Source organism: Streptomyces sp. NBC_01003, from assembly GCF_045162695.1.
In the GTDB taxonomy this organism is placed as follows: Bacteria; Actinomycetota; Actinomycetes; order Streptomycetales; family Streptomycetaceae; genus Streptomyces.
In genome coordinates this window covers 9,591,124-9,613,110 of the sequence record NZ_CP108707.1, presented here as the reverse complement: position 1 = coordinate 9,613,110, position 21,987 = coordinate 9,591,124, and the positions used below count along the sequence as shown (strand labels likewise).

Annotated in this window: 24 protein-coding genes; 11 read left to right on the top strand and 13 right to left on the bottom strand. The window is 69.7% G+C overall.

The window, feature by feature from the left end; all coding sequences use genetic code 11:
* Window positions 1-30: 30 nt before the first annotated feature.
* The gene (locus OG698_RS44210; protein WP_406109786.1) at window positions 31-1,260 is read right to left on the bottom strand and encodes a MalY/PatB family protein; all 1,230 of its coding nucleotides are present in this window, start codon (window positions 1,258-1,260) and stop codon (window positions 31-33) included.
* A 141-nt stretch (window positions 1,261-1,401) separates the two neighbouring features.
* Here OG698_RS44210 and OG698_RS44205 point away from each other — a divergent pair, with 141 nt between their 5' ends.
* Complete coding sequence (locus tag OG698_RS44205) at window positions 1,402-1,740, top strand: DUF4333 domain-containing protein (RefSeq protein WP_406109785.1); 339 nt, start codon at window positions 1,402-1,404, stop codon at window positions 1,738-1,740.
* A gap of 48 nt (window positions 1,741-1,788) precedes the next feature.
* Here the strand turns inward: OG698_RS44205 and OG698_RS44200 are convergent, their stop codons facing one another.
* The 4 genes from OG698_RS44200 to vdcB all read right to left on the bottom strand — a co-directional run bounded on the left by OG698_RS44200 (window position 1,789) and on the right by vdcB (window position 4,453).
* The gene (locus OG698_RS44200) at window positions 1,789-2,052 is read right to left on the bottom strand and encodes a hypothetical protein (protein ID WP_406109784.1); all 264 of its coding nucleotides are present in this window, start codon (window positions 2,050-2,052) and stop codon (window positions 1,789-1,791) included.
* Between the two features lie 70 nt (window positions 2,053-2,122).
* Entirely contained in the window at window positions 2,123-2,362 is a 240-nt protein-coding gene (locus OG698_RS44195; RefSeq protein WP_406109783.1) for a non-oxidative hydroxyarylic acid decarboxylases subunit D, read from the bottom strand.
* A 32-nt stretch (window positions 2,363-2,394) separates the two neighbouring features.
* Window positions 2,395-3,822 carry a non-oxidative vanillic acid decarboxylases subunit C gene (gene vdcC, locus OG698_RS44190; protein ID WP_406109782.1) on the bottom strand — a complete coding sequence of 476 codons (1,428 nt, stop codon included), beginning with the start codon at window positions 3,820-3,822 and terminating at the stop codon, window positions 2,395-2,397.
* Between the two features lie 28 nt (window positions 3,823-3,850).
* Window positions 3,851-4,453, bottom strand: coding sequence for a non-oxidative vanillic acid decarboxylases subunit B (vdcB, locus tag OG698_RS44185; protein ID WP_406109781.1), 603 nt, complete (start codon window positions 4,451-4,453; stop codon window positions 3,851-3,853).
* Between the two features lie 84 nt (window positions 4,454-4,537).
* On the opposite strand from vdcB, the gene OG698_RS44180 reads away from it, so the two are divergent.
* The 9 genes from OG698_RS44180 (at window position 4,538) to OG698_RS44140 (ending at window position 15,194) form a co-directional block, all read left to right on the top strand.
* On the top strand, window positions 4,538-5,422 hold the full coding sequence (locus tag OG698_RS44180; protein ID WP_406109780.1) for a helix-turn-helix domain-containing protein: 885 nt from the start codon (window positions 4,538-4,540) through the stop codon (window positions 5,420-5,422).
* Window positions 5,423-5,677: 255 nt separating this feature from the next.
* Window positions 5,678-6,697, top strand: a complete 1,020-nt coding sequence (locus tag OG698_RS44175; RefSeq protein ID WP_406109779.1) for a LacI family DNA-binding transcriptional regulator — start codon at window positions 5,678-5,680, stop codon at window positions 6,695-6,697.
* Window positions 6,698-6,805: 108 nt separating this feature from the next.
* Entirely contained in the window at window positions 6,806-8,098 is a 1,293-nt protein-coding gene (locus OG698_RS44170; protein ID WP_406109778.1) for an extracellular solute-binding protein, read from the top strand.
* Window positions 8,095-9,039 (top strand): carbohydrate ABC transporter permease, encoded by a 945-nt coding sequence (locus OG698_RS44165; protein ID WP_399978866.1) that lies wholly within the window; start codon window positions 8,095-8,097, stop codon window positions 9,037-9,039. Before OG698_RS44170 ends, OG698_RS44165 begins: the two co-directional genes overlap by 4 nt.
* A 1-nt stretch (window position 9,040) precedes the next feature.
* On the top strand, window positions 9,041-9,889 hold the full coding sequence (locus OG698_RS44160) for a carbohydrate ABC transporter permease (protein WP_355692653.1): 849 nt from the start codon (window positions 9,041-9,043) through the stop codon (window positions 9,887-9,889).
* 5 nt (window positions 9,890-9,894) lie between these two features.
* Window positions 9,895-10,974, top strand: coding sequence for a glycosidase (locus OG698_RS44155; protein ID WP_406109777.1), 1,080 nt, complete (start codon window positions 9,895-9,897; stop codon window positions 10,972-10,974).
* Window positions 10,971-12,200, top strand: a complete 1,230-nt coding sequence (locus tag OG698_RS44150) for a Gfo/Idh/MocA family protein (protein WP_406109776.1) — start codon at window positions 10,971-10,973, stop codon at window positions 12,198-12,200. Before OG698_RS44155 ends, OG698_RS44150 begins: the two co-directional genes overlap by 4 nt.
* Entirely contained in the window at window positions 12,197-13,819 is a 1,623-nt protein-coding gene (locus tag OG698_RS44145) for a glycoside hydrolase family 13 protein (RefSeq protein ID WP_406109775.1), read from the top strand. The genes OG698_RS44150 and OG698_RS44145 overlap by 4 nt, the downstream gene beginning before the upstream one ends.
* A complete protein-coding gene (locus tag OG698_RS44140; protein ID WP_406109774.1) occupies window positions 13,803-15,194 on the top strand; it encodes a phosphomannomutase/phosphoglucomutase in 1,392 nt (463 codons plus the stop codon). The genes OG698_RS44145 and OG698_RS44140 overlap by 17 nt, the downstream gene beginning before the upstream one ends.
* A gap of 40 nt (window positions 15,195-15,234) precedes the next feature.
* Here the strand turns inward: OG698_RS44140 and OG698_RS44135 are convergent, their stop codons facing one another.
* From OG698_RS44135 to OG698_RS44125, 3 genes are all read right to left on the bottom strand, one after another.
* Window positions 15,235-15,459 (bottom strand): hypothetical protein, encoded by a 225-nt coding sequence (locus OG698_RS44135; RefSeq protein WP_406109773.1) that lies wholly within the window; start codon window positions 15,457-15,459, stop codon window positions 15,235-15,237.
* 65 nt (window positions 15,460-15,524) lie between these two features.
* Entirely contained in the window at window positions 15,525-15,878 is a 354-nt protein-coding gene (locus OG698_RS44130) for a VOC family protein (RefSeq protein WP_406109772.1), read from the bottom strand.
* A 97-nt stretch (window positions 15,879-15,975) separates the two neighbouring features.
* Window positions 15,976-16,509: a hypothetical protein gene (locus OG698_RS44125; protein WP_406109771.1), complete on the bottom strand. Its 534-nt coding sequence runs from the start codon at window positions 16,507-16,509 to the stop codon at window positions 15,976-15,978.
* Between the two features lie 511 nt (window positions 16,510-17,020).
* Here OG698_RS44125 and OG698_RS44120 point away from each other — a divergent pair.
* Entirely contained in the window at window positions 17,021-17,419 is a 399-nt protein-coding gene (locus OG698_RS44120; RefSeq protein WP_406109770.1) for an ATP-binding protein, read from the top strand.
* Between the two features lie 61 nt (window positions 17,420-17,480).
* On the opposite strand, the gene OG698_RS44115 is transcribed toward OG698_RS44120, so the two are convergent.
* From OG698_RS44115 to OG698_RS44095, 5 genes are all read right to left on the bottom strand, one after another.
* On the bottom strand, window positions 17,481-18,647 hold the full coding sequence (locus OG698_RS44115; protein WP_406109769.1) for a sensor histidine kinase: 1,167 nt from the start codon (window positions 18,645-18,647) through the stop codon (window positions 17,481-17,483).
* A gap of 41 nt (window positions 18,648-18,688) precedes the next feature.
* The gene (locus tag OG698_RS44110; RefSeq protein ID WP_406109768.1) at window positions 18,689-18,940 is read right to left on the bottom strand and encodes a response regulator transcription factor; all 252 of its coding nucleotides are present in this window, start codon (window positions 18,938-18,940) and stop codon (window positions 18,689-18,691) included.
* Window positions 18,907-19,341: a response regulator transcription factor gene (locus tag OG698_RS44105; protein ID WP_406109767.1), complete on the bottom strand. Its 435-nt coding sequence runs from the start codon at window positions 19,339-19,341 to the stop codon at window positions 18,907-18,909. Before OG698_RS44105 ends, OG698_RS44110 begins: the two co-directional genes overlap by 34 nt.
* Window positions 19,342-19,469: 128 nt before the next feature.
* Window positions 19,470-20,564, bottom strand: coding sequence for a maleylacetate reductase (locus OG698_RS44100; protein WP_406109766.1), 1,095 nt, complete (start codon window positions 20,562-20,564; stop codon window positions 19,470-19,472).
* Between the two features lie 56 nt (window positions 20,565-20,620).
* Window positions 20,621-21,574 (bottom strand): dioxygenase, encoded by a 954-nt coding sequence (locus OG698_RS44095; protein ID WP_406109765.1) that lies wholly within the window; start codon window positions 21,572-21,574, stop codon window positions 20,621-20,623.
* Between the last annotated feature and the right edge of the window lie 413 nt (window positions 21,575-21,987).

Genomic DNA, 21,987 nt, shown 5'->3' with positions numbered 1-21,987 from the left:
ACCGCCCCTGCGCCGCGAGGCTTCGACGTGTCAGGGGGCTTCGAGGCCGGACACCGCGGCGGCCATGCGGTCCACCGCTTCGCGCAGGATCGCCGATGAGGTGCCGTAGTTGATCCGTACGAACCCGGCACCCCCGCTGCCGAACGCGTGCCCTGAGCTCAACGCGACCCGCGCCTGGTCGAGGAACAGCTGGGCGGGGCCGGCGATGTCGCTGACCACCGGAGTGGCAGTGGTCGGCGACGTCGTATGGAGCCCGAGGGTCCGGCAGTCGAGCCAGGCGAGATAGGTCGCCTCCGGCCACATCAGGGCGAGCCCGGGAAGACGCTCGGCGATGAGGTCGGCGAGTAGCGCCCGATTGGTGTCGAGACCACGCAGCAGCGCGTCCAGCCAGGGCCGTCCCTCCTCGAAGGCGGCGGTGTGGGCGAGGACGCCGACGTGGCTGGGTCCATGGCTGACCTCCTCCGGAAGCCGGTGCAGGTCGTCGACGGCGTTCGGTCCGGCTACCAGCAGTGCTGCCTTCAGGCCGGCGAGATTCCAGGCCTTCGACGCGGAGTGCAGGGCGAACGCGTCCTCGGCGCCGGGGATGGTCAGGTACGGGACGAACTCGGCACCGGGCAGGACCAGGGGTGCGTGAATCTCGTCCGAGACGACTCGCACTCCGAAGGACCTGGCCAGAGCAGCGACCGCGATGAGTTCGGCCCTGGTGTGCACGGTTCCGGTGGGGTTGTGGGGGTTGGCCAGCAGCAGCACGGTCCGTGCCGAGACGCGCTGGGCCGAGGCGAACGCCACCCTGAGCGTCTCCATGTCGAGTCGGCCGTCGGGTCCGAGCGGCGCTTCGATCACTCTCCTGTCGGCGTGGGTGACGAAGGCGTAGAACGGCGGGTAGACGGGCGGGCACACCACCACGGCATCGCCCGAGGACGTGATCAGCCGCAGCGCCTCGACGATGCCCATCATCACGTCGGGGACGATCTCGGTCTGCTCGGCCTCCAAGTCCCGCCATCCCCAGCGGTCCGCGGCGAACGACTGGAGGGCACGGGCGTAGGCACGGCCGCTGGGATAGCCGGTGTCGCCGGCTGCGATGGCCTCGTGCAGCCTGGCCGCGACCGGCCGGGCGAGCGGCACGTCCATCTCGGCCACCCAGAGGGGCAGGACATCGGCCGGAAAGGTGGTCCACTTCATGCTGGTCCGGGCCCGCAGCTGGTCGATCGTCAACTGTTCGAGCGGGTTCATGATCGACGGATCCATGTCGGATGGCATGGTCGTGATGCTAGCCACGACCCGAGGTCCGGTCGATGACGGCGCGTTAGCCACGGATGGCCCCGCTGGACATCCCCATGGGCAGTGGTGCAGGAGCGGGAGGCCTTGTCGGCTCTTCATCTGATCGACAGGACTGTCCGCGTGGCAGATCAACGAAACTTCGCGCGTACCGTCCTGGCGATCTCCTCGGCCGTCATCGCCTGCTGCGCGGTGGCGGTGGCGATCAAGGTGATGGCCACCGACGTCATATCCGTCGAACCGCCTCGGGTGCTGAACCAGGACGCGCTGGAGCGGCAGGTGGCCGAGGAGGTCCTCGGCCCGAAACAGGCGTCCGTTCAGGGGGTGACCTGCCCGGTCTCCGTCGAGGTCAAGGTGGGCAACAAGGTCGGCTGCCGGGTCTGGGACGGCTCCAATCCGAAGGATGTCGAGGTCGAGGTCATCAGCGATCAGGGCGAGCTCTTGGTGGAATCTCTTCACTGACAGGCCCCGGCACATGCTCCAACTGAGTGGAAGCGCAGGCAAGTTGACTCAGGACGTGCGGTGGGCGGCTTCGGCCGGCCGGTCCTCCGAGAGCTCGCCGTGCGCCACCGCCTGCGCGACGGCGGTGCGCAGGGCGGTGAACTCGGCCTCACCCGATGTGCCGCCGAGTCGGACGAGGTCACGCCCGCGGACGGCGGCGCCGGTCAGTCCGTAGCGGGCGCGGACGGCCCGCATGTCGACGGCGTCACTGACGACGAGTCCGTCGAATCCCGGCTCTTCGCGGAGCAGTCCCGTGACCGGGCGCGGGCTCACGGTCGCGGGGTGTTCGACGCCGGGCCCGTTCAGGTTCTGGCGGACGTTTCGTCCGGGCGTGCCAAAAACGTCACTTGCGCAGTGGCGGTACCGCAGGCACCTCGATCGCGCCATCTATGTCCGCCTCCGTCAGCTTGAAGGTGTCGGGGTAGGCGTCGCGCTGGGTGCGGCGGGCGGGTTCGATGGTGCGCCAGGTATAGAGGCAGCGGCCGCATTGGACCACGTCCCACACGCCTGGGACGGGGGACGTGGCAAGCAGGGAGATCTCCGCAAAGGCGCAGCGAGGGCATTCAACAGGGAGGTGGTTCAAGGGAGTTGTCCTTTCGGCGAGGATCGGTGGGGTCAGCCGCGGGCCGCGATGAGGCGCTGCAGGCGGGCGGCCCACTCGGCGGTCTCGGGCAGGTCCTTGGCCGGAGTGGAGAAGTTGCCGCGGACGTCCGGGACGACCGGCGTCGTCGCATCGATGATCATCTTGCTGCTGATGCCGGCGGGCTGCGCGGCGGGCGCGAGTTCCAGGACCGACAGGTTGGGGATGACGACGACGTCGTCCTTCGGGTTGACCTTGGCGGACATGGCCCACATGACCTGCGGCAGGTTGAACGGGTCGACGTCCTCGTCGACGAGGATCACCTGGGCCACGTAGCCGAGCCCGTGCGGAGTGGTCATCGCACGCATGCCGACGGCCTTGGCGAAGCCTCCGTACCGCTTCTTCGTCGAGATGATCACCATCAGGCCGTGCGTGTACATGGCGTTGACGGCCTGCACCTCGGGGAACTCGGCGCGCAGCTGCTTGAGCAGCGGCACGCACGTATTGGGGCCGACGAGGTAGTCGCACTCGGTCCACGGCATGCCGAGGTAGAGCGACTCGAAGACCGGGTTCGTGCGGTACGAGACGCGGTCCACGCGGATGACGGGCATGCGGCGGCCGCCCGAGTAGTGACCGGTGAACTCGCCGAAAGGGCCCTCGATTTGGCGCTTGCGGGACTCGATGACTCCCTCGATGACGACCTCGCTCCCCCAGGGCACGTCGAAGCCGGTGAGCGGCGCGGTGGCGATCGGCGCGGGCGCGCCGCGCAGGGCGCCCGCCATTTCGTACTCGCTCTGGTCGTACGCCATCGGCATCCCGGCCACGATCGCCATCACGGGGTCGTTGCCGAGGGTGATGGCGATGGGCAGGTCCTCACCCTTCTCCTCGGCCTTGCGCAGATGCTGTGCCACGTCGTGCATGGGCACGGGCTGGAATGCGAGCCGATTGGTGCCGATGACCTGGATGCGGTACGTGCCGACGTTCTGCTTGCCGAAGTCGTCCGGGTCCTCCGGGTCGCGGGAGACGACGGCGGCCTTGTCGAGATAGAAGCCGCCGTCTCCGTCGTTGAGGCGGAAGAGGGGAAGCACCGAGAACAGGTCGACGTCCTCGCCCTCCTGGGTGTTCTCGCGCCAGGGGGCGTCCTCGCGGCGCTCGGGCGCGACGGGGAAGGCGTCCCAGCGCCGCGCGAACTCCTCCACCTGCTCCTTGACCGGCGTGTTCTTCGGCAACCCGAGCGCGAGCGCGTGGTTGGCCCAGGAGCCGTGCACGTTCATCGCGATCCGGGCGTCGGTGAAGCCCTTGACGTTGTCGAAGTGGAGGGCGGGGGCGTTCTCGCCGATGCGGCCCGTCGCGTTGGCGGCGGCCGCGAGATCCGGCTCGGGCAGCACCTCGTCGGTGATGCGCAGCAGCTGCCCCTCCTTCTCCAGGGTGTCGAGGAAGCTGCGCAAGTCGTCATAGGCCATGGTGAATTCCTTTACGGGGAAGGGGACTTCAGGCGGCGTCGCCGATGGATCGGGAAGCGGCGCGGGCGGCGCGCATCCCGGCCCAGCGCCGGGCGGCGGGCGCGGGCAGGTCGAACTGGTCGAGGATGCGGGCCACCACGTGGTCGACGATGTCGTCGACGGTCTGCGGGTTGTTGTAGAAGGCGGGCATGGGCGGGACCAGTTGCACGCCCATGCGGGCGAGTTCGAGCATGTTCTGGAGGTGGATCTCACTCAGCGGTGTCTCGCGCGGTACGAGGACGAGCCTGCGTCGCTCCTTGAGAACCACGTCGGCGGCCCGGGCGACGAGCCCGTCGGCGTATCCGGTCCTGATCCCGGCGAGGGTCTTCATGGAGCACGGCACAATCACCATGCCGTCGGTGCGGAACGAACCGGAGGAGATGGTGGCGCCCTGGTCCTCGGGATGGTGCGTGACGTCCGCGAGGGCGGACACCTCGGCCACGGACAGGCCCGTCTCCAGCTCGATGGTGGTGCGCGCCCAGCGGGACAGGACGAGATGTGTCTCCACGTCCGGCAGCTCGTGCAGATTCTCCAGCAGGCGGACACCGAACGGGGCACCCGTCGCCCCGGTCATTCCCACGACCAACCGCATAGGACCACCTCAAACACGTCGCTGACCTGTGTTTTCACGCTACGGAGCGATCCGGACGTGGCAGCGGTACCCTCGGGACCATCGATGGGGAAAAACGGACGCCCTGCAGAGCGCCCCGACGTCAGGGACCTGGAGTACACCCCGACCGTGGGCGCACCGGCCGGAGTCGAGGTGATGGAACTCGCCGACCTGCTCGAACGCTCGCGGCGCCACGGCAATGACCCGTACGCGCCCCTGCGCCCCGCCTTCCACCAGCTGATCGGCGCCCGCGTACGGCCGCTGCGCATGTGGGTCGACTTCGTCGAGCACGAGCTGAGGCCCGGGTCGTGGCTGTGGATCCGGCCGGGCCAGGTGCAGCGGTTCGGGCCCGACCTGGTGGCGGCGGACGGGGTGATCGTGCTGTTCCAGCCCGGCTTCCTGCCGCCGGCGACCGTTTCGGCGGCACACATGGATCCGCCGTACGAACAGCGCCCGTCGGTTCTCGCGGGCCCGGACGCGGAAGGTGTTCGCCGGGCGCTCGACCATCTCGTGTACGAGTACGGGGCGATGGCCTCGCTCCCCCTCCTCGCACACACCGAGGTGCTCCGCGCGCTGCTGTCCGTGCTCGTGGTGCGGCTCGCACAGGCGCGCGGCCCGGCGCCGCGGCCGACCCCTGCGTCGGAGACGTTCCGTCGCTTTCACGCGGCCGTCGAGCGTGACCACGCGGTGACCCGGCGCGTCGAGGACTACGCGGCCGCGCTCGGCTACAGCCCGCGCACCCTGACCAGGGCCACGCTCGCCGCGACGGGACGTACGGCCAAGCAGTACGTCGACGACCGGGTCCTTCTGGAGGCCAAGCGCCTGTTGCAGCACAGCGGCCTGACAGCGAAGGAGGTCGCCGTCCGCCTCGGGTTCACGGACGCGAGCGACTTCACGAAGTTCTTCCGACTGCGGACGGGCATGACGCCGGGAGCGTTCCGCGGAACGTAACCAGGCGGCGGACGCGTACGCGACGACTCTCGCCGGGACGGATCCCGCTCCAGAGGCAGCGCGAGAGCCCGGAGGAACGACACAGATCACAGCCACCGACCCCTTGACCTCCGGCGTTCAAACCGGTTTAGTCGGCCTCGTTCAGCGACTCAAACCGGTTTAAGAACTGGTTGCGGACCATCGTTCGTTCCGTGTCAGCTGGACGGTTCGTCGCGCTCCGGCTCGTCCAAGGCCGCACCCAGGGAGTCCAGCACCATGGCACGCAAGCCCACCATCGCGGATGTCGCACAGCGTGCCGGCGTCTCGCGCGCCACCGTCTCCTTCGCGCTCAACGACCGGCCCGGCATCGCGGAGGAAACCAAGGCCCGGGTTCTCGCGGCCGCCGCCGACCTCGGCTGGACGCCGAGTCATCAGGCACGCGGCCTCTCCCTGGGCAAGGCCGGAGCGTTCGGTCTGGTCCTGGCCCGCGAGGCGGAGCAGATCGGGGCGGACCCGTTCTTCCCGGCGTTCATCGCCGGCGTCGAAGCCGTCATCGGGCAGCGCGGCGACGGGCTCATGGTGCACCTGACCACCCCCGAGCAGGAGCAGGGCGTGTACGAACGCCTTGCCGCACAGCGGCAGGTGGACGGTGTCCTCCTGACCGACCTGCGCCGCGACGACCCGCGCCCCCCGCTCATGCGCGAACTCGGTCTGCCCGCCGTCGTCGTGGGCCAGCCCGAGTGGGGCGGCGGTCTGACGGCGGTGAGCCTGGACGACGAACCCGCCTACGCCGACGCGATCCGCCGGCTCGCGGACCTCGGACACCGGCGCATCGCCCACGTCGAGGGCCCCCAGGAACTGCGGCACGCCCACCGGCGCCGGACGGCCTGGGAACAGACGCTGCGCACGCTCGGTCTGCCCGAAGGACCGGTGCTGCCCGGCGGGTTCAGCCCCGAGGGCGGCGCGCGGGCCACGCGGGAGCTGCTCACGCTCCCCGAGCCCCCGACCGCGATCGTCTACGGCAACGATCTTGCCGCGATGGCCGGGCTCTCGGTCGCCCAGGAGCTGGGCGTCCGCGTCCCCGATCAGCTGTCGGTGGTCGGCTACGACGACGCCCCCCTGACGCGATACAGCTACCCGCCGCTCGCCTCCGCCCGCGCGGACGCCCGCGGCTGGGGTGAAGCGGCGGCCCGCGCCCTGGACGCGGTGATCGCCCTCGGCACCACGGCACACGTGGAGCTGCCGCCCGCCCAGTTCGTGCCCCGCGCGTCGATCGGGCCCGCGCCCCGCGGGTGACGCGGGGGCCGCACTCCCGCACGCAGGGACCAAGCACCGGTCGCGCTGGCGCCGACCGGAAATTCCGCTCGGCGACGAGGCCGCGCGTGAACAGTTCGGAGATCAATCATGCTGAGGAGAACGGCGTACGCGCTGCTTGTGCTCGCACTTGCGGGCACGGCGACAGCCTGCGGCCGGTCGGCTCCGGATCCGGCCGCCGCCGCTGACGCGCGCGGTCCGATCACGGTCTGGCTTTCCAACAACGCGCAAGAGGTCCAGTGGGGCAAGGCCATGGTCGCCTCGTGGAACGAGCGCCATCCCGACCAGCACGTGACAGCGCAGCAGATCCCGGCCGGCAAGACGTCCGAGGAGGCGATCAGCGCTTCGATCATCGCGGGGACGACGGCCTGCCTCGCCTTCAACACCTCGCCCGCGGCGGTGCCGACGTTCCAGAAGCAGAACGGGCTCGTCTCCCTCAGTGACTTCCCGGACGGCGAGAAGTACATCACCGAGCGCGGTGGCGCCCTCACGGACCAGTACCGGTCGACGGACGGCAAGTTCTACCAGCTGCCCTGGAAGAGCAACCCCGTCATGATCCTCTACAACAAGAAGCTCTTCGAAAGGGCCGGTCTGGATCCGGAGCACCCGAAGCTCGCGACGTACAAGGAGTTCCTCGACACGTCGCGCAAGCTCGTGCACAGCGGCGCCGCGAAGGCGGCGATCTGGCCGTCTCCCAGCAGCGACTTCTTCCAGCCCTGGTACGACTTCTACCCGGCCTTCGCCGCGCAGAGCGGCGGCAAGCAGCTGATCGAGGACGGCAAGCCGCAGTTCGACTCGACCGCGGGCCGCCAGGTCGCGGCGTTCTGGCGCAGGCTCTACGCCGAGAAGCTGGCGCCGCAGGAGGCCTACCCGGGCGATTCGCTCAACGACGGCAAGGCCGCGATGGCCACGGTCGGTCCCTGGGCGCTCGCCGCGTACAAGAACAGCGTGGACATCGGTGTCGCGCCGGTGCCGACCGCGGACGGCGGCTCGGACAAGCACTCGTTCAGCGACGAGAAGTCCGCGGCGATGTTCAGCTCCTGCAAGAACCGGGCCACGGCCTGGGACGTGCTCAAGTTCGCGAGCTCCGCCGGCCAGGACGGGAAGTTCCTCGAGACGACCGGGCAGATGCCGATGCGCGAGCACCTGACCGAGAAGTACGCCGCCTACTTCAAGGCGCATCCGACGTACAAGGCCTTCGCCGACCAGGCGGAGCGCGTCGTCGAGGTGCCCAACGTGCCGGGCTCCATCGACATCTGGCAGACCTTCCGCGACGAGTGGACGAAGTCGGTCGTCTTCGGCCGGGAGTCCACGCCGGCGGGCCTGCGCAACGCCTCGTCCGAGATCACCGACCTGCTGAACGAGTACGGAGACCCGTCATGAGCGTGAATCTCCAGTCAGCGCCCGCCGCCGTGAGGGACAACGCTCCCACCCGGCGAGAGGGCCCGCGCAAGGCCCGTGGCCTGTCCCGTGTCGGCGCCCTGTTCGTGTCGCCGTACGTGCTGTTCCTCGTGGTGGTCTTCGCCGTTCCGCTGGTCTATACGGTGTGGATCTCCTTCCACCGCTTCTACTTCACGGCTCCGGGCACCGACGTCGACTCGCCATGGGTGGGCCTGTCCAACTACAAGGACGTCTTCACCGATCCCGTGGTCGGCCGGGCGTTCCTCAACATCGTGATCTTCCTGGTCATCAACGTGCCGCTCACCGTGGGCGTCTCGCTGGTCCTGGCCACGGCACTGAACGCGAAGATACGGGGCCGCGCGTTCTTCCGCGCCGCGTTCTACCTCCCGTACGTGACCGCGAGCGTCGCGCTGGTCGCGGTGTGGCAGTTCCTGTTCGGCTCGGACGGGTTCGTCAACCACCTGCTGGGCTCGCACGCCCCCGACCCGTCGTGGCTGGTGAACTCGCATCTCGCGATGCCGATGATCGCCGTCTTCGTGACCTGGAAGCAGCTCGGCTTCTTCGTGATGCTGTACCTGGCTTCGCTGCAGAACGTCGGCAAGGAGCTGTACGAGGCGTCCGCCATGGACGGCGCGGGCCGCGTGCGGCAGTTCTTCTCGGTGACCGTGCCCGGTGTGCGCCCGGCGACGACGCTCGTCGTGATCTACGCGGTCATCACCGGCGCCAATCTGTTCAGCGAGCCGTATCTGCTGACCGGGGGCGGCGGTCCCGACCACGCCTCCACCTCGCCGGTGCTGCTGATGTACCAGAAGGGCATCGAGCAGGGGCACCCCGACTTCGCGGCCGCGCTCGGCGTCGTCCTCGTCGCGTTCGTCATGGTCGTCTCGCTCGCCGCCCGCAAGCTCACCGAGAGGGGCAACTGACATGAGTGACACCTTGGAGACCCGCCACCGCGGCGGGAGCGCGGTCCGCTACATCCTGCTGTCGCTCGGTGCGGTCGCCTTCCTGTTCCCCTTCTATTACATGGTCGTCGGCTCGCTGCGCGGGACGACGGTCGGTGATCTGTCCGCCGCGGTCCCGTCCGGGCTGACCGGCGCCAACTACACGGCCGTCAACGGCGCGATCTCACTGGGCCGTTCCCTGCTCAACTCGGGGATCATGACCATCGGCGTCCTGGTCTGCACGCTCGTCTTCGGCGTACTCGCCGGATACGCCCTCGCCCAGCTGCGCTTCCGCGGCAAGGGCGCGGTCTTCGCCGCACTGCTCCTCGTACAGATGATCCCGTTCCAGCTGCTCACACTGCCGTTGTACGTGCTCGTCGTCCGCGACTACGGGCTCGGCGACAACTACCTCGGCATGATCCTGCCGTTCGCGATCAACTCGACGGCGGTGTTCCTCTTCCGCCAGTTCTTCTCCCAGCTGCCGCAGTCCCTCTTCGAGGCGGCGCGGATCGACGGGGCGAGCGAGCTGCGGATCCTGTGGCAGATCGCCCTGCCGATGGCACGTCCGGCGGTGCTGACCGCGCTGCTGCTGACGTTCATCGGGCCGTGGAACGAGTTCCTGTGGCCGTTCCTGGTCACCAAGAACGCCGACATGCAGCCGCTGGCCGTCTCGCTGGCCAGCTTCCTCTCCAACCTCCAGGGCACGGTCGCCAACCCGGCCGGTGCCCTGCTGGCCGGCGCATGTGTGCTGGCCGTCCCCGCGGTGGCCTTGTTCCTCCTGTTCCAGCGCCACTTCACCTCTACCGACATCGACTCCGGAGTAAAGGGCTGATCGCCATGAGCAACACCACCGTCGCCACCGACATCCCCTACCGCATGGTGCGCAAGGGCGTGGTCATGTCCCCACTGGCCGGTGAGGCGAACGAGGTCGAGGGCGTCCTGAACCCCGCCTCCGGCCGCACCCCGGACGGCACGCTGCACCTGCTGCCGCGCCTGGTCGCCGAGGGCAACGTCTCCCGCGTCGGCCTCGCCGAGGTCACCTTCGACGAGACGGGCGTGCCCAGCGCCGTCGAGCGCCGCGGCGTCGTCCTCTCCCCCGACGAGGGCTGGGAGCGCGGCAAGAACAACGCCGGCGTGGAGGACCCCCGCATCACCTGGGTCCCCTCGCTCGGCAAGCACGTCATGAGTTACGTCGCCTACGGCCCGCTCGGCCCGAAGCCGGCTCTCGCCGTCTCCGAGAACCTCACCGACTGGACCCGCCTCGGCCCGATCCAGTTCCAGTACCAGGCCGACCTGGACACCGACCTCAACCTCTTCCCCAACAAGGACGTCGTCCACTTCCCCGAGCCCGTCCCGGGCCCGGACGGCGAGATGGCGTACGCGATGCTGCACCGCCCGATGTGGGACCTGGGCTGGTTCCGTCCGGGCGAGGGCGTACACCTGCCCGCCGGTGTCACCGACGAGCGTCCCGGCATCTGGATCTCGTACGTTCCGGTCGCCGAGGTCGAGGCCGACATCCGCGCCCTGACCCGCCCGCGTGACCACCGTCTGCTGGCACTGTCCGAGTTCCCGTGGGAGTCCCTGAAGATCGGCGGCGGCCCGGCCCCCATCCGCGTGCCCGAGGGCTGGCTGCTCATCCACCACGGTGTCTCCGGATCCATCGAGGACCCGTGGGCGCAGAACCGGAAGGTGTCGTACGCCGCCGGCGCGATGATCCTCGACCCGGCCGACCCGTCGAAGGTGCTCGCGCGCTCCGACAAGCCGCTCATGGCCCCGGAGACCGAGGAGGAGATCTCGGGCACGGTCCCGAACGTCGTCTTCCCGACGGCCATCGAAGAGATCGACGGCCGACTCTACGTCTTCTACGGCATGGCCGACGCGCACATCGGCGTCGCTCTCCTGGAGCGCACGGCATGACCGGCGGCGCCTCCGCACCCCTCGGAGTCGGCCTGGTCGGCTGCGGCGGGTTCGCCGAGTTCGTCCTGGACGCCGTCGCGGGTCTGCCCGGCCTGCGCCTCGTGGCCGTCGCCGACCCCTCGCGCGACCGCGCCGAGCGGCTCGGCGCGCGGCACGGCGTCCCGGCGCTCGCTTCCCTCGACGAGCTCCTCGAACGGGACGACGTGGCGGCCGTGCTGATCGCCACGCCGCCCGCCACCCATGCCGCGATGGCCATCACCGCGCTGCGTGCGGGGCGCCATGTCTTCTGCGAGAAGCCTCTCGCCACCACGACCGAGGACGCCTCGGGGGTCGCCCACGAGGCGCGGCTCTCCGGGCGCGTCCTGGTCGTGGACCACGTGCTGCGCTACAACCCGCTGCTGCGGGCCGTACGACACCTCACCGAGCGGGGGCTGCTCGCGCCTCCGCGCCGGTTCCTGTTCGAGAACGACGCCTCCGACGAGGACCTGGGCCCCGACCATTGGTTCTGGGACCCGGCACACAGCGGCGGCATCTTCGTCGAGCACGGCGTCCACTTCTTCGACGCCGCCCGCACATTGCTGGGCTCGGACCCGGTCAGCGTGCGGGCGACCGCCGTGGCCCGGCCCGGAGGCCCGGTCGACATGGTGAGCGCCGACGTCGTCCACCCCGGCGGCGTCCTCGCCTCCCACCTGCACTCCTTCACGCACGCCCACCGTGCCGAGCGTCAACTCATGCGTCTGGACCACGGGTTCGCCGAGACGCGGATCAGCGGCTGGATCCCCGTGCGGGCCGAGATCTCGGCGTGGACCGACGAGACGGGCGCCCGCCGTTGGGAGCAACTACCTGACGAGCTGGGCGAGTTGCTGTCCGTCGACGGCTTCCGGCCGCACGGCGAGGAGCGGATCACCGTCCGCGTCGAACGGGACGCCGGCTCCGCTGCCCCGGCCCGGGGGCGGGACGAGCGGCGCACGGTCCCGCACCACGTGACCGCCGTCCTCGACCTGGGCGGCGAGGTCCGCAAGCCGTACGTGTACGCGCAGAGCGTGCGTGCCGCGATGGCCGATCTTGTTCGGGCCGTCCGTGAAGGCACGCCGCCGGTCGCGGACGCCGTCAGCGGTCTCGCCGCGGTAGCCGTTGCCGAGGCTGCCGCCATCGCCGCCTCCACCGGCACCGAACAGGGCGTCCCCTCCCCCGACCTGGCCGTCTTCGAGGGAGCCTCCGCATGAACTGGTGGCAGGACATGGTCTGCTACGAGGTCTACCCGCGCGCCTTCGCCGACTCGGACGGCGACGGGATCGGCGATCTGCCGGGCCTGACAGAACGCCTTGAGCACATCAAGGATCTGGGCGCGGACGCCGTGTGGTGCACCCCGTTCTACCCGTCGCCGCTGGCCGACGGCGGCTACGACATCGCGGATCACACCGGCGTGGCCGCGGACCTGGGGACGGACGACGACGCCACCCAACTGATCGTGCGTGCACATGAGTTGGGGCTCAAATTCATCATCGACCTGGTGCCGAACCACACCTCCGACCAGCACCCCTGGTTCCAGGAGGCACTTGTCGCGGGGCCCCGTTCGGCGGAGCGGGAGATGTACCTGTTCCGGCCCGGCCGGGGCGCGGACGGCGAACTGCCGCCCAACGACTGGCAGTCGGCGTTCGGCGGCCCCGCCTGGACCCGGGTCGCGGACGGCGAGTGGTACTGCCACCTCCACGCCGCCGAGCAACCCGACCTCAATTGGCGCAACCCCAAGGTGCAGAGCGCCTTCACCGAGGTACTGCGGTACTGGCTCGACCGCGGCGTGGACGGCTTCCGCGTGGACGTCGCCCACGCCCTGTTCAAGGCGGAAGGGCTGCCCGACGCGGGCCCCGGCCAGCACACCGACCCGCTGCGCAACCACCTGATGCCGTACTACGACCAGGAAGAGCTGCACCCGCTCTACCGCGAATGGCGGGCCCTGCTCGACACCCACCCCGCACCCGCCGGCGCGGTGGCACCCAAGGACCGGGTGATGGTCGCCGAGTCCGCCGTCTTCGACCCGGCCCGCCTCAGCCGCTACATCCGGCCCGACGAGATGCACCAGGCCTTCAACTTCGCCTTCCTGGAGGCACCTTGGGAGGCGGCGGAGCTGCGCCGGGTCGTCGACGACTCCTTCGCCCTGCCGGGCAGCCCGGTCACCTGGCTGCTCTCCAGCCACGACGCGGTCCGCCCGGTCACCCGGTACGGCTCCCTGGCTCGCGCCCGTGCGGCCGCGCTGCTGATGCTGGCCCTGCCCGGCTCCGCGTACCTCTTTCAGGGCGAGGAGCTGGGACTGCCGCAGGCCGACGTGCCCATCGACCGCATCCTCGACCCGCTGTGGGAACGCTCGGGCCACGCGGAACGCGGCCGTGACGGCGCGCGTGTGCCGCTGCCGTGGAACGGTGAGCTCGCACCGTACGGATTCAGCACCGTGGCGCCCGAGCGAACCTGGCTGCCCCAGCCGGACGACTGGTCGGGCCTGACGGTCGCCGCGCAGGAGCGGGACCCCGACTCGACACTCGCCCTGTACCGGTCGGCGCTGCGCCTTCGCCGCACCCATCCGGCACCGGACCCGGCAGCCCCGCCGACCTGGCTGTCCGCACCCGACGCCCCGTACCTCGCCTTCCGCCGCGGCGCGCTGGTCTGCCTCGTCAACCTGGGCGCCGAGCCCCTGCGTCTCACCTCAATCGGTCTGCCCGGCCGGCCGACGCTCGGCAGCGGACCGTTCGACGGCGACACGCTGCCGCCCGACACCGCGCTGTGGCTTCTCGACCCGACCGCCCCCGCCCATCTCGCCGAAAGCGACACCGATGACACGCGCGACTGACGCGACGCACCGCACCGACCTGTCCGGACTCGTCAAGGCGTACGACGTGCGCGGCGTGGTCCCCGACCAGTGGGACGAGACGACGGCCGAGCTCTTCGGCGCCGCGTTCGTCCAGGTCACCGGCGCGGACGCGATCGTGACGGGCCATGACATGCGTCCCTCCTCCCCCGGCCTGGCCCGCGCGTTCGCCCGCGGCGCGACCGCGCAGGGCTCCGACGTCACCGAGATCGGCCTCTGCTCGACGGACCAGCTGTACTACGCCTCCGGCTCTCTCGGTCTCCCCGGCGCGATGTTCACGGCCTCGCACAACCCGGCCCAGTACAACGGCATCAAGCTGTGCCGCGCCGGCGCCGAACCGGTCGGCCAGGACACGGGCCTCGCCGAGATCCGCACCTTGGTCGAAGGGTGGACGGACAACGGCGCCCCGGCGACGGCCGACCGGACGGGCACCGTCACCACCAGGGACACGCTCGCCGACTACGCCACGTACCTGCACTCCCTCGTGGACCTGTCGGCGATCCGCCGGCTGAAGGTCGTGGTCGACGCGGGCAACGGCATGGGCGGGCACACCGTGCCGACGGTCCTCGCCGGTCTGCCGCTGGACATCATCCCGATGTACTTCGCGCTGGACGGTACGTTCCCGAACCACGAGGCCAATCCGCTGGACCCCGCCAACATCGTCGACCTGCAGGCACGCGTGCGCGCCGAGGGCGCCGACATCGGTCTCGCCTTCGACGGCGACGCGGACCGCTGCTTCGTCGTCGACGAGAGCGGCGACCCGGTCTCCCCCTCCGCCGTCACCGCACTCGTCGCCTCGCGGGAACTGGCGCGGCACCCCGGGGCCACCGTCATCCACAACCTCATCACCTCCCGCACGGTGCCGGAGGTGATCCGCGAGGCGGGCGGCACACCGGTCCGCACCCGCGTCGGCCACTCCTTCATCAAGCGGGAAATGGCCCGCGCGGGCGCCGTCTTCGGCGGCGAGCACTCCGCCCACTACTACTTCCGCGACTTCTGGAACGCCGACACCGGCATGCTCGCGGCCCTCCACGTCCTCGCCGCCCTGGGCACACACAGCGCCCCGCTGTCCGACCTGACCGGCAGCTTCGAGCGCTACGCCGCCTCCGGTGAGATCAACTCCGCCGTCGGTGACCCGAGCTCACGCACCGCGGCGGTGCGGGCGGCGTGGACCGACCGCCCAGACATCACGCTCGACGACCTTGACGGCCTGACCGTCAGCGGAACCGACTGGTGGTTCAACGTCCGCCCCTCGAACACGGAGCCGCTGCTGCGACTCAACGTCGAAGCCCCGACCGAGTCGGCGATGCGTGCCCTCCGAGACGAGGTACTGGCGACGATCCGCACCCAAGGGTGAACAGGTAAACGAACAGGGAGGCACTGACACGGGTACGGGACTACGCCTGCGGCCTTCTCGTCTGTCCCCACCGCCCTCCGCCTGGCAGGGCCGCACGCAGGCTGGTGCCGCCGACCGACTCCAGAGCCACGTCGTAGCGGCCCTCGGCGTCCTCCACCAAGGTGACCAACTCGGCGGCGCCGAGCCGCAACAGTCTCGCTCCGCGTTCCGCGGTGGCGCTGACCGCCGTCACCTCGGCACCGGTGGACGCCGCCGGCTCGGTCACGTAGTGCCCCACCCCGCCGCCGGCGACCGTGAGAACATTCCGTCGCCGTCGGCGCGAAGACGTCGTCAGGCCGGCTGCCACAGCTCAACGCGATTGCCCTCAGGATCGGTGACCCAGCCGAATCGACCGACACCCTCCATGTCCTGCGTTTCCTCGGCCACGTCCGCGCCCTTGGCGCGCAACTGCGCGAGCATCGCGTCCAGGTCGCGGACCCGGAAGTTGAGCATGGTCTGCTGGGCGCGGGACCCGAAGTAGTCGGTCTCGGACTCGAACGTCGCGAACACCGTCAGCCCGGCTCCCTGACGCCACAGGCCGTGCTCATCCGCGTCCAGGCCCAGGCAGTCTCGATACCACGCGCTCAGGGCGCCCGGGTCGTCGGCCCGCATAAAATACCCACCGATACCAAGCACACGTTCCATGCCGCCATCTTGCCAGGACGGCGATCGGGCGGTCGCCGGCACCACACCATCGCCCGCTTCACCTCTGGATGGGACTTACCTCTGGTTCCCAGGGCCCTTACTTGGCGTTGTGCACGACCTGCGCCAACTCCGCGGCGGACTCCGGGGTGAGACGGTAGAACCCTTGGAGGCCGATCGAGCGCTCGAGTCGGCCGTCCACCACGTGTTTCAGATTCCGGGTCTGCCCTCGGCGGTTGCGCCAGGTCAGCGTTGTCAGAAGTTCGCCCGGGATCGGCGTATCGAAACGGACCGGCGTCGCGTCCACGTGCACCGCCGAGGCACCACAGCCGCCCGCCCCGAGCGCAGACCAGTCGCCGTGCCCGGGAAACGCCGGGTCCTGCCACGTCGCAGGAGCAGTGCCGCAACATGCGCTCCGCTCCATGTCGAGCACCCTCAATCGGCTCACCACGAACACCTCGCCGCGATTGACATGCAGCGCGAACACCTCGTCCCCGGCACGGGCAGCCGACCAGGAAGGGAGGGAGGTATGGATGCCACTGAATGCGACCGGCGGCCGCTCACCCACGCGGTCGGCCCTGCGCAGAGCACGGCAGGTGTCATGGGTCCAGAGCACGGTGAAGGCGTCAGGCATGCGGTGATCTTACGAACGGGGACTGACAACCCCCTGCGGAACAGCGCACGGCCCCTCGGTCGACGCGGTTCACCGGGAGTGCTTCGCGTCCCCGTATCCCAGCAGGTGCAGGGTCCCGGTCCCCGGGCCGGCCGTCCCCGGAATGCGCATCGAACTCACGGCACACCTTGCGCTCACTCTATTTTTCCAAAAGTCGGCCGTTACTTTAGTCGTAGCAAAAAGGGAAGAACCTCACCGGATTCGAGAGAATCAGGGTCGCATCATGGATATGCGGCGCGACACCGTCCTACCCCCCGAAATGATGGTGTCGCGTCGTATTTCGCTGTTCCCTTCGGAACGAGGCCGGCCCCGGCCCCAGCGGTCGGCCGTGACGATCGTCACTCGATCCGGTGACGTCCGGGACATGGGAATGCGGAGCAAAGGCATACGGATTCGACCGTATGTCGGGGCCATCCTGGATTGAGTAAGCAGGGGGATTACATTCGCCGGGAAATAGATAAACGGAGACCCCATGCACGCATCCAGCGGTATCGCCATTCTGTCCCGACATCCTCGCGCAGCCGCCGAGGCCCGAACCGCACTGCATGAGATAGCACCCGCCGGTTCCTCCGGGGCGGACACGGCAGCCCTCCTGATGACCGAGGTGGTCTCGAACGCCGTCCGCCACGGCAAGGGAGCGGCGATCGAGGTAGCTGTCGGCTTCGACCCCTCCGCCGCTGTCATCACTGGTGCTGTCTTCGACAGGGAGCCCGGGACGAGGGCGGGCGACCGAGCCAGCCTGGCCGACGAAGACCAGGACATGGAGTCCGGGCGCGGGCTCGACCTGCTGGACGCCGCCTCACAGGCGTGGGGCGTCGCGACGGCGGGAGACCGCGGCAAGTGGGTATGGTTCCAGGTCCCCGCGGCGTGACACCTCAGGACTGGCCTCGACAACCTCATGGCGAGGCGGGGCGAGGCTCGCATCGGAGCCGTCACATGGCGTCGGGCGGGGCGACGGGCAAGTGGAGCTCCACCCGGAATCCCTCGCCCTCCGGGCCGGCGGTCAGTTCGCCTCCGAGCAAGGACGCACGTTCGTCCAGTCCGAGCAGGCCATCGCCCCCGCTGGGGAGTTCATCGTCGGACGGCCCGGAAGCCGGACCGTTGATCACCGTGAGGTCCACCGTGTCCGGACCGCACCTCAATTCGATCCCGACGTTCGCTCCCGAGGCGTACTTGGCGGCATTGGTGAGGGACTCCTGAAGAGTCCGGTAGAGGGCCTGCTGCACCAGCGTGGGCAGCGCCCCCGGCTCACCCTCCACGCTGAGGGCAGCTTGCAGTCCGGCCCGTCGGGCGCTGCGCACCAGCTCGTCGAGGCCGCCGACGTCCACCTGTGGAGCGCGCGGTACGGGCCGACCGGCGCGGTCGGGGGTGAGCACCCCGAGAATCGCGCGCAGCTCCTCAAGGGCGCGACGCCCCTCGTGCCGGATCCGTTCCGCGTCGTCCGCGACCTTGGGGTTCGCCACCCCGGGGCCCACGCGCAGTGCGGCGGCCAGCAGCACGATGTGCCCGACCCTGTGCGCCACCACGTCGTGCATGTCCCGGGCGATCCGGCTCCGTTCGTTGTCCCGCGCCTGCTCGACCAACAGCACGTGCTCGCGCTCCCTCGTGGCGAGTTCGGTCTGGGCGGCCGTGGCCAGGTCACGGCGGAGGGCGACGGCGTAACCGACGACCAACGGTCCGACGACCAGCGCCAGCGAGTACGCGACTCCCCGGAAGTCCCACGCTCCGCCGAGCCACAGGGCGCCCGCGTCCGACAGGCAACCCAGGACGGCGAACCAGGCGAGCAGCCTCCATCGGTTCGGGTACGTGGATCCCACCGTGTACAGCGCGACGGCCAGGGCCGTGGGGGTGAAGAGGAGGAGGTGGCAGAGTACGACGAGCCACCCGACCATGACGGTCCGCTGGCGTCTCCACCACAGCAGGAGTCCGACGGCTCCGGAGAGCACCGCGACCGTCACGGTGGCAGCCCCCGTGAGCAGACCGTTCGAGGGCTTGACCCAGCTGTTTCCGAACCCTACGAGTGCGGCAGCTACCGCCACCGCCGCGTCCAGCCGCCGCAGGGATGACGGCGTCGCATCGTTCCACGCGGTCCAGCGCACGGGGCCTTTCTCCCTTCACACCGCCCGACCGGACCTGGTGTTCAGCGTTCGATTCCCGCCCGGTACGCCAGGCGGGCCGCCTGGACCCGGTTGTCCGCCCCGATCTTCGCCAGGAGGCGGCTCACCTGGTTCTTCACGGTTCCTTCGCCGGCGTGGAGTTCCTTGCCGATGTTCGCATTGGACATGCCTCTTCCGATGAGGCCGAGGATCTCCCGCTCCCCGGCGGTCAACGAGTCGAGGGCCTGCTGTTCCTGAGTCGTCAGCCGGATCGCGTGCTGGGCGAGCTGCTCCATGACCCGCCCCGTGACCGAGGATCGAGGGTGGACTTACCGGCGGCCACGAGACGCACCGACCGCAGCAACTCCTCGGGAGGCGTGTCTTTGAGCAGAAAACCGCTGGCCCCCGCACTCACCGCCTCATCCACGTACTCGTCTTCCGCGAACATGGCGAGGATGAGAACCCGGGGCGGATCGGGGAGCGCCTGCAGCTCGCGGGTGGCGGCGATGCCGTCCATGCCCGGCATCCGAATGTCGAGAAGCGCCACATCAGGGCAAAGGCGCCGCGCCGCGTCGACGGCGCTGCGTCCGTCCCACGCCTGGTCCACCACGTGGATGTCGTCCGCGGAGGAAAGAATGTCGCTCAGTCCCCGGCGGACAATCTCGCTGTCGTCGGCGACCAGGACATGGATCACCATGGGTGACCACCTCTCAGCGCGCTCTGCCAGTCACCGATCAAGTCAACAATGCGGACAGACTAACGCATTACGGTATTCCTTGATCGAAGTGTCCCATCCCAATTCGGAGGTCGGAGACTCGCGGTCACTCACGGGCGCCCGGTATGTCTTGACCAAGTCCAGACACCCGCCGCCGGATCCGCGCCCTCCCACGCCGCCCGCAGCAACCCTCGTACGCCGTCTGCCGTGACCGGACGCGGATTGTTCGCCGGGGCCGCCTCCAGGATCGCCGGCACCGCGTCGTCGATGTCCGGCTCGGCGAGGCCGTAGTCCCGTAGCGCGGTCGGTGCGTCCACGGCCCGGCGAAGCCGCTGCAGTCCGTCGAGCCCCGAGCCCGTGCCGAACGCCTCGGCGATCCTGCGCTCGGCGTGCGGCGCGGCGGGGGCGTTGAAGGCGAGCACGTAGGGCAGGACGACGGCGTGCGTCTGGGCATGCGGCAGGTCGTAGCGGCCGCCGAGTACATGGCAGATCTTGTGGTGCAGGCCCGACCCCGCCGACGAGAACGCGACCGCCGACAGGTAGGCCCCGTACAGCATCTGTTCGCGACCCTCCATGCCGGAGGGGTCGGCGACGACTGCGGGCAGTCCGGCAGCGAGCGCGCGGATGCCCTCCCCGGCCAGTGCCTGGTCGACCGGGTCGGTGCGCGGTGCCCACATCGAATCGACGCAGTGAGCCAGGGCGTTGAGGCCGGAGGCGACGCTCATGGGCACGGGAAGCGTGAGGGTGAGTGTCGCGTCGTAGACGATCGCGCGCGGCAGCACGCGGGCGTCGACGCCCGTGGTCTTGCGGCCGCTCCGGGTGAACCCCCAGACGCTGGTCGCCTCCGACCCCGCGTACGTGGTCGGCACGGCCACGATCGGCAGCCCCGACGTGAGCGCGACGGCCTTGGCCAGGCCGGTCGTCGAGCCGCCGCCGACGCAGACCAGCACGTCCGCATCGTGCCGGGCCGCTGCCGCCCGAGCCCGTTCGGCCGTGGCGAGTGGGACGTGCATCGCCACGTCGTCGTGGTGCACGACCACCGGGGCGTCGGCGGTGACGGACTTGGCCCGTTCGGCTTCGCGGGCCGTCGCGATGACCATCACGCGGGCGCCTCCGAGCCGTTCGACCTCGGTGCGCACGGCCGCGCGTGCGTCGCCGGAGGCGAAGTGGACGCGCTGCGGCAGCGTCTCGTGCTCGAATCGCATGGGTCGTTCTCCTTCTTGCTCCGATTCCTGCTCCGATTCCTGCTCCGACGGGCGCGTCACGCGCACCGCAGCACGATGTCGAAGCAGACGCGGGTCCAGCTCAGGTCGGTGAGGGTACGGCCGTCGGGGGGCGGTGTGCCTGGTGCCTGCCGGTCGAACCTCTTGACGAGCGAGTCCTTGACGCCGAACACAGCGTCCTGCCTCAGGAGTTGGTCGCCTTCGACGAAGATGTGGGTGATCACGGCGCGGTGGCCGGGGGCGGTCGCCTTGAAGTGCAGATGGGAGGCGCGCAGCGGGGAGCGTCCGGTCTTCTCCAGGAGTTCACCGACCGGCCCGTCGTGCGGGATCGGGTACGGGGTGGGGGTGAGTCCCCAGAACGCGTAACGTCCCTGGTCATCGGTGAAGAGATGCCCCCGGCCCGCCGTGCGGTCCGGCCCGTACTGCACGTCGTAGAGGCCGTCCTCGTCGGCTTCCCATACGTCGAGCCGGGCTCCGGCGACCGGGTTTCCGTCCGTGTCGGTGACGGTGCCCTCGACCCAGCAGGGTTCTCCTGGGGCTCCCCCCGCCAGGTCGCCGCCGATGGGAATCTCCGGGGAGCCGTCCACGAAGAACGGTCCGACCACCGTCGCCTCGGTCGCGCTCCCGGCGGCGTCATGGTTGACGTTGATGGTCTGCATGGAGGCCCCGAGCACGTCGGACAGGAGCACGAACTCCTGACGCCGGTCAGTGGTGATGCGCCCGGCAGCAGTGAGGAAGTCAACGGCCTGCTGCCACTCCGCCTCGGTCAGTCGTACCTCACGGATGAACCCGTGCAGGTGCCTGACCAATGACTGCATCAGCTCCTTGAGGCGCGGGTCCGGGGTGTCACGGAACGAGGCCAGGACTGTTTCGACCAACTCCGCTTCCACCTGGCGCTGTTGCTCCGGCAGCGCGCCGCGCTTCTCGGACCGGCCATCGGGTCGGGCCGGCGGAAGTCCTGCGGGATGTGCTGTGTTCTGCGACGCGGACATGGAGCGGCTCCTCCTGCTCGTTCGGCGTTGCTTCGTTCACACGGTGGCAGACTTCTCGGCGTCGGCAGAGAACTTTCACCGGCCTCCTTCCGCACGACGCCGCGCGGCCGGCTCCTGGCACGGGCACATGGACCCCCGGCATGCCCGAGGTATCAGGTTCTGCCGGTGTCCCGAAAGGGCCGCAGTATTGAATGGGCACAACTGGGGGGAATTGAGGCGTAGCAAATCGGTGACGATGGGGACGAACAGCCCATCCCACAGCCGAATGTGACGCACCAGCAGAATCGTGAGCACAAGAGCTCAGGGTGGCGGTAATAATTCGATTCCAATCCCGATACCGTCTGAATTCCTGCCGAGATCGGCTCAATGAGTGGCTTTCTCGGTCCGGACCCACGCGCTCCGGCCACGTTCCG

Bases quoted from the DNA above. Each gene is read 5' to 3' on its own strand.
- OG698_RS44210 (WP_406109786.1), bottom strand. From the start codon at position 1,260: ATGCCATCCGACATGGATCCGTCGATCATGAACCCGCTCGAACAGTTG.
- vdcC (WP_406109782.1), bottom strand. From the start codon at position 3,822: ATGGCCTATGACGACTTGCGCAGCTTCCTCGACACCCTGGAGAAGGAG.
- vdcB (WP_406109781.1), bottom strand. From the start codon at position 4,453: ATGCGGTTGGTCGTGGGAATGACCGGGGCGACGGGTGCCCCGTTCGGT.
- OG698_RS44180 (WP_406109780.1), top strand. From the start codon at position 4,538: ATGGGGAAAAACGGACGCCCTGCAGAGCGCCCCGACGTCAGGGACCTG.
- OG698_RS44175 (WP_406109779.1), top strand. From the start codon at position 5,678: ATGGCACGCAAGCCCACCATCGCGGATGTCGCACAGCGTGCCGGCGTC.
- OG698_RS44170 (WP_406109778.1), top strand. From the start codon at position 6,806: ATGCTGAGGAGAACGGCGTACGCGCTGCTTGTGCTCGCACTTGCGGGC.
- OG698_RS44165 (WP_399978866.1), top strand. From the start codon at position 8,095: ATGAGCGTGAATCTCCAGTCAGCGCCCGCCGCCGTGAGGGACAACGCT.
- OG698_RS44160 (WP_355692653.1), top strand. From the start codon at position 9,041: ATGAGTGACACCTTGGAGACCCGCCACCGCGGCGGGAGCGCGGTCCGC.
- OG698_RS44155 (WP_406109777.1), top strand. From the start codon at position 9,895: ATGAGCAACACCACCGTCGCCACCGACATCCCCTACCGCATGGTGCGC.
- OG698_RS44150 (WP_406109776.1), top strand. From the start codon at position 10,971: ATGACCGGCGGCGCCTCCGCACCCCTCGGAGTCGGCCTGGTCGGCTGC.
- OG698_RS44145 (WP_406109775.1), top strand. From the start codon at position 12,197: ATGAACTGGTGGCAGGACATGGTCTGCTACGAGGTCTACCCGCGCGCC.
- OG698_RS44140 (WP_406109774.1), top strand. From the start codon at position 13,803: ATGACACGCGCGACTGACGCGACGCACCGCACCGACCTGTCCGGACTC.
- OG698_RS44130 (WP_406109772.1), bottom strand. From the start codon at position 15,878: ATGGAACGTGTGCTTGGTATCGGTGGGTATTTTATGCGGGCCGACGAC.
- OG698_RS44125 (WP_406109771.1), bottom strand. From the start codon at position 16,509: ATGCCTGACGCCTTCACCGTGCTCTGGACCCATGACACCTGCCGTGCT.
- OG698_RS44120 (WP_406109770.1), top strand. From the start codon at position 17,021: ATGCACGCATCCAGCGGTATCGCCATTCTGTCCCGACATCCTCGCGCA.
- OG698_RS44110 (WP_406109768.1), bottom strand. From the start codon at position 18,940: ATGGAGCAGCTCGCCCAGCACGCGATCCGGCTGACGACTCAGGAACAG.
- OG698_RS44105 (WP_406109767.1), bottom strand. From the start codon at position 19,341: ATGGTGATCCATGTCCTGGTCGCCGACGACAGCGAGATTGTCCGCCGG.
- OG698_RS44100 (WP_406109766.1), bottom strand. From the start codon at position 20,564: ATGCGATTCGAGCACGAGACGCTGCCGCAGCGCGTCCACTTCGCCTCC.
- OG698_RS44095 (WP_406109765.1), bottom strand. From the start codon at position 21,574: ATGTCCGCGTCGCAGAACACAGCACATCCCGCAGGACTTCCGCCGGCC.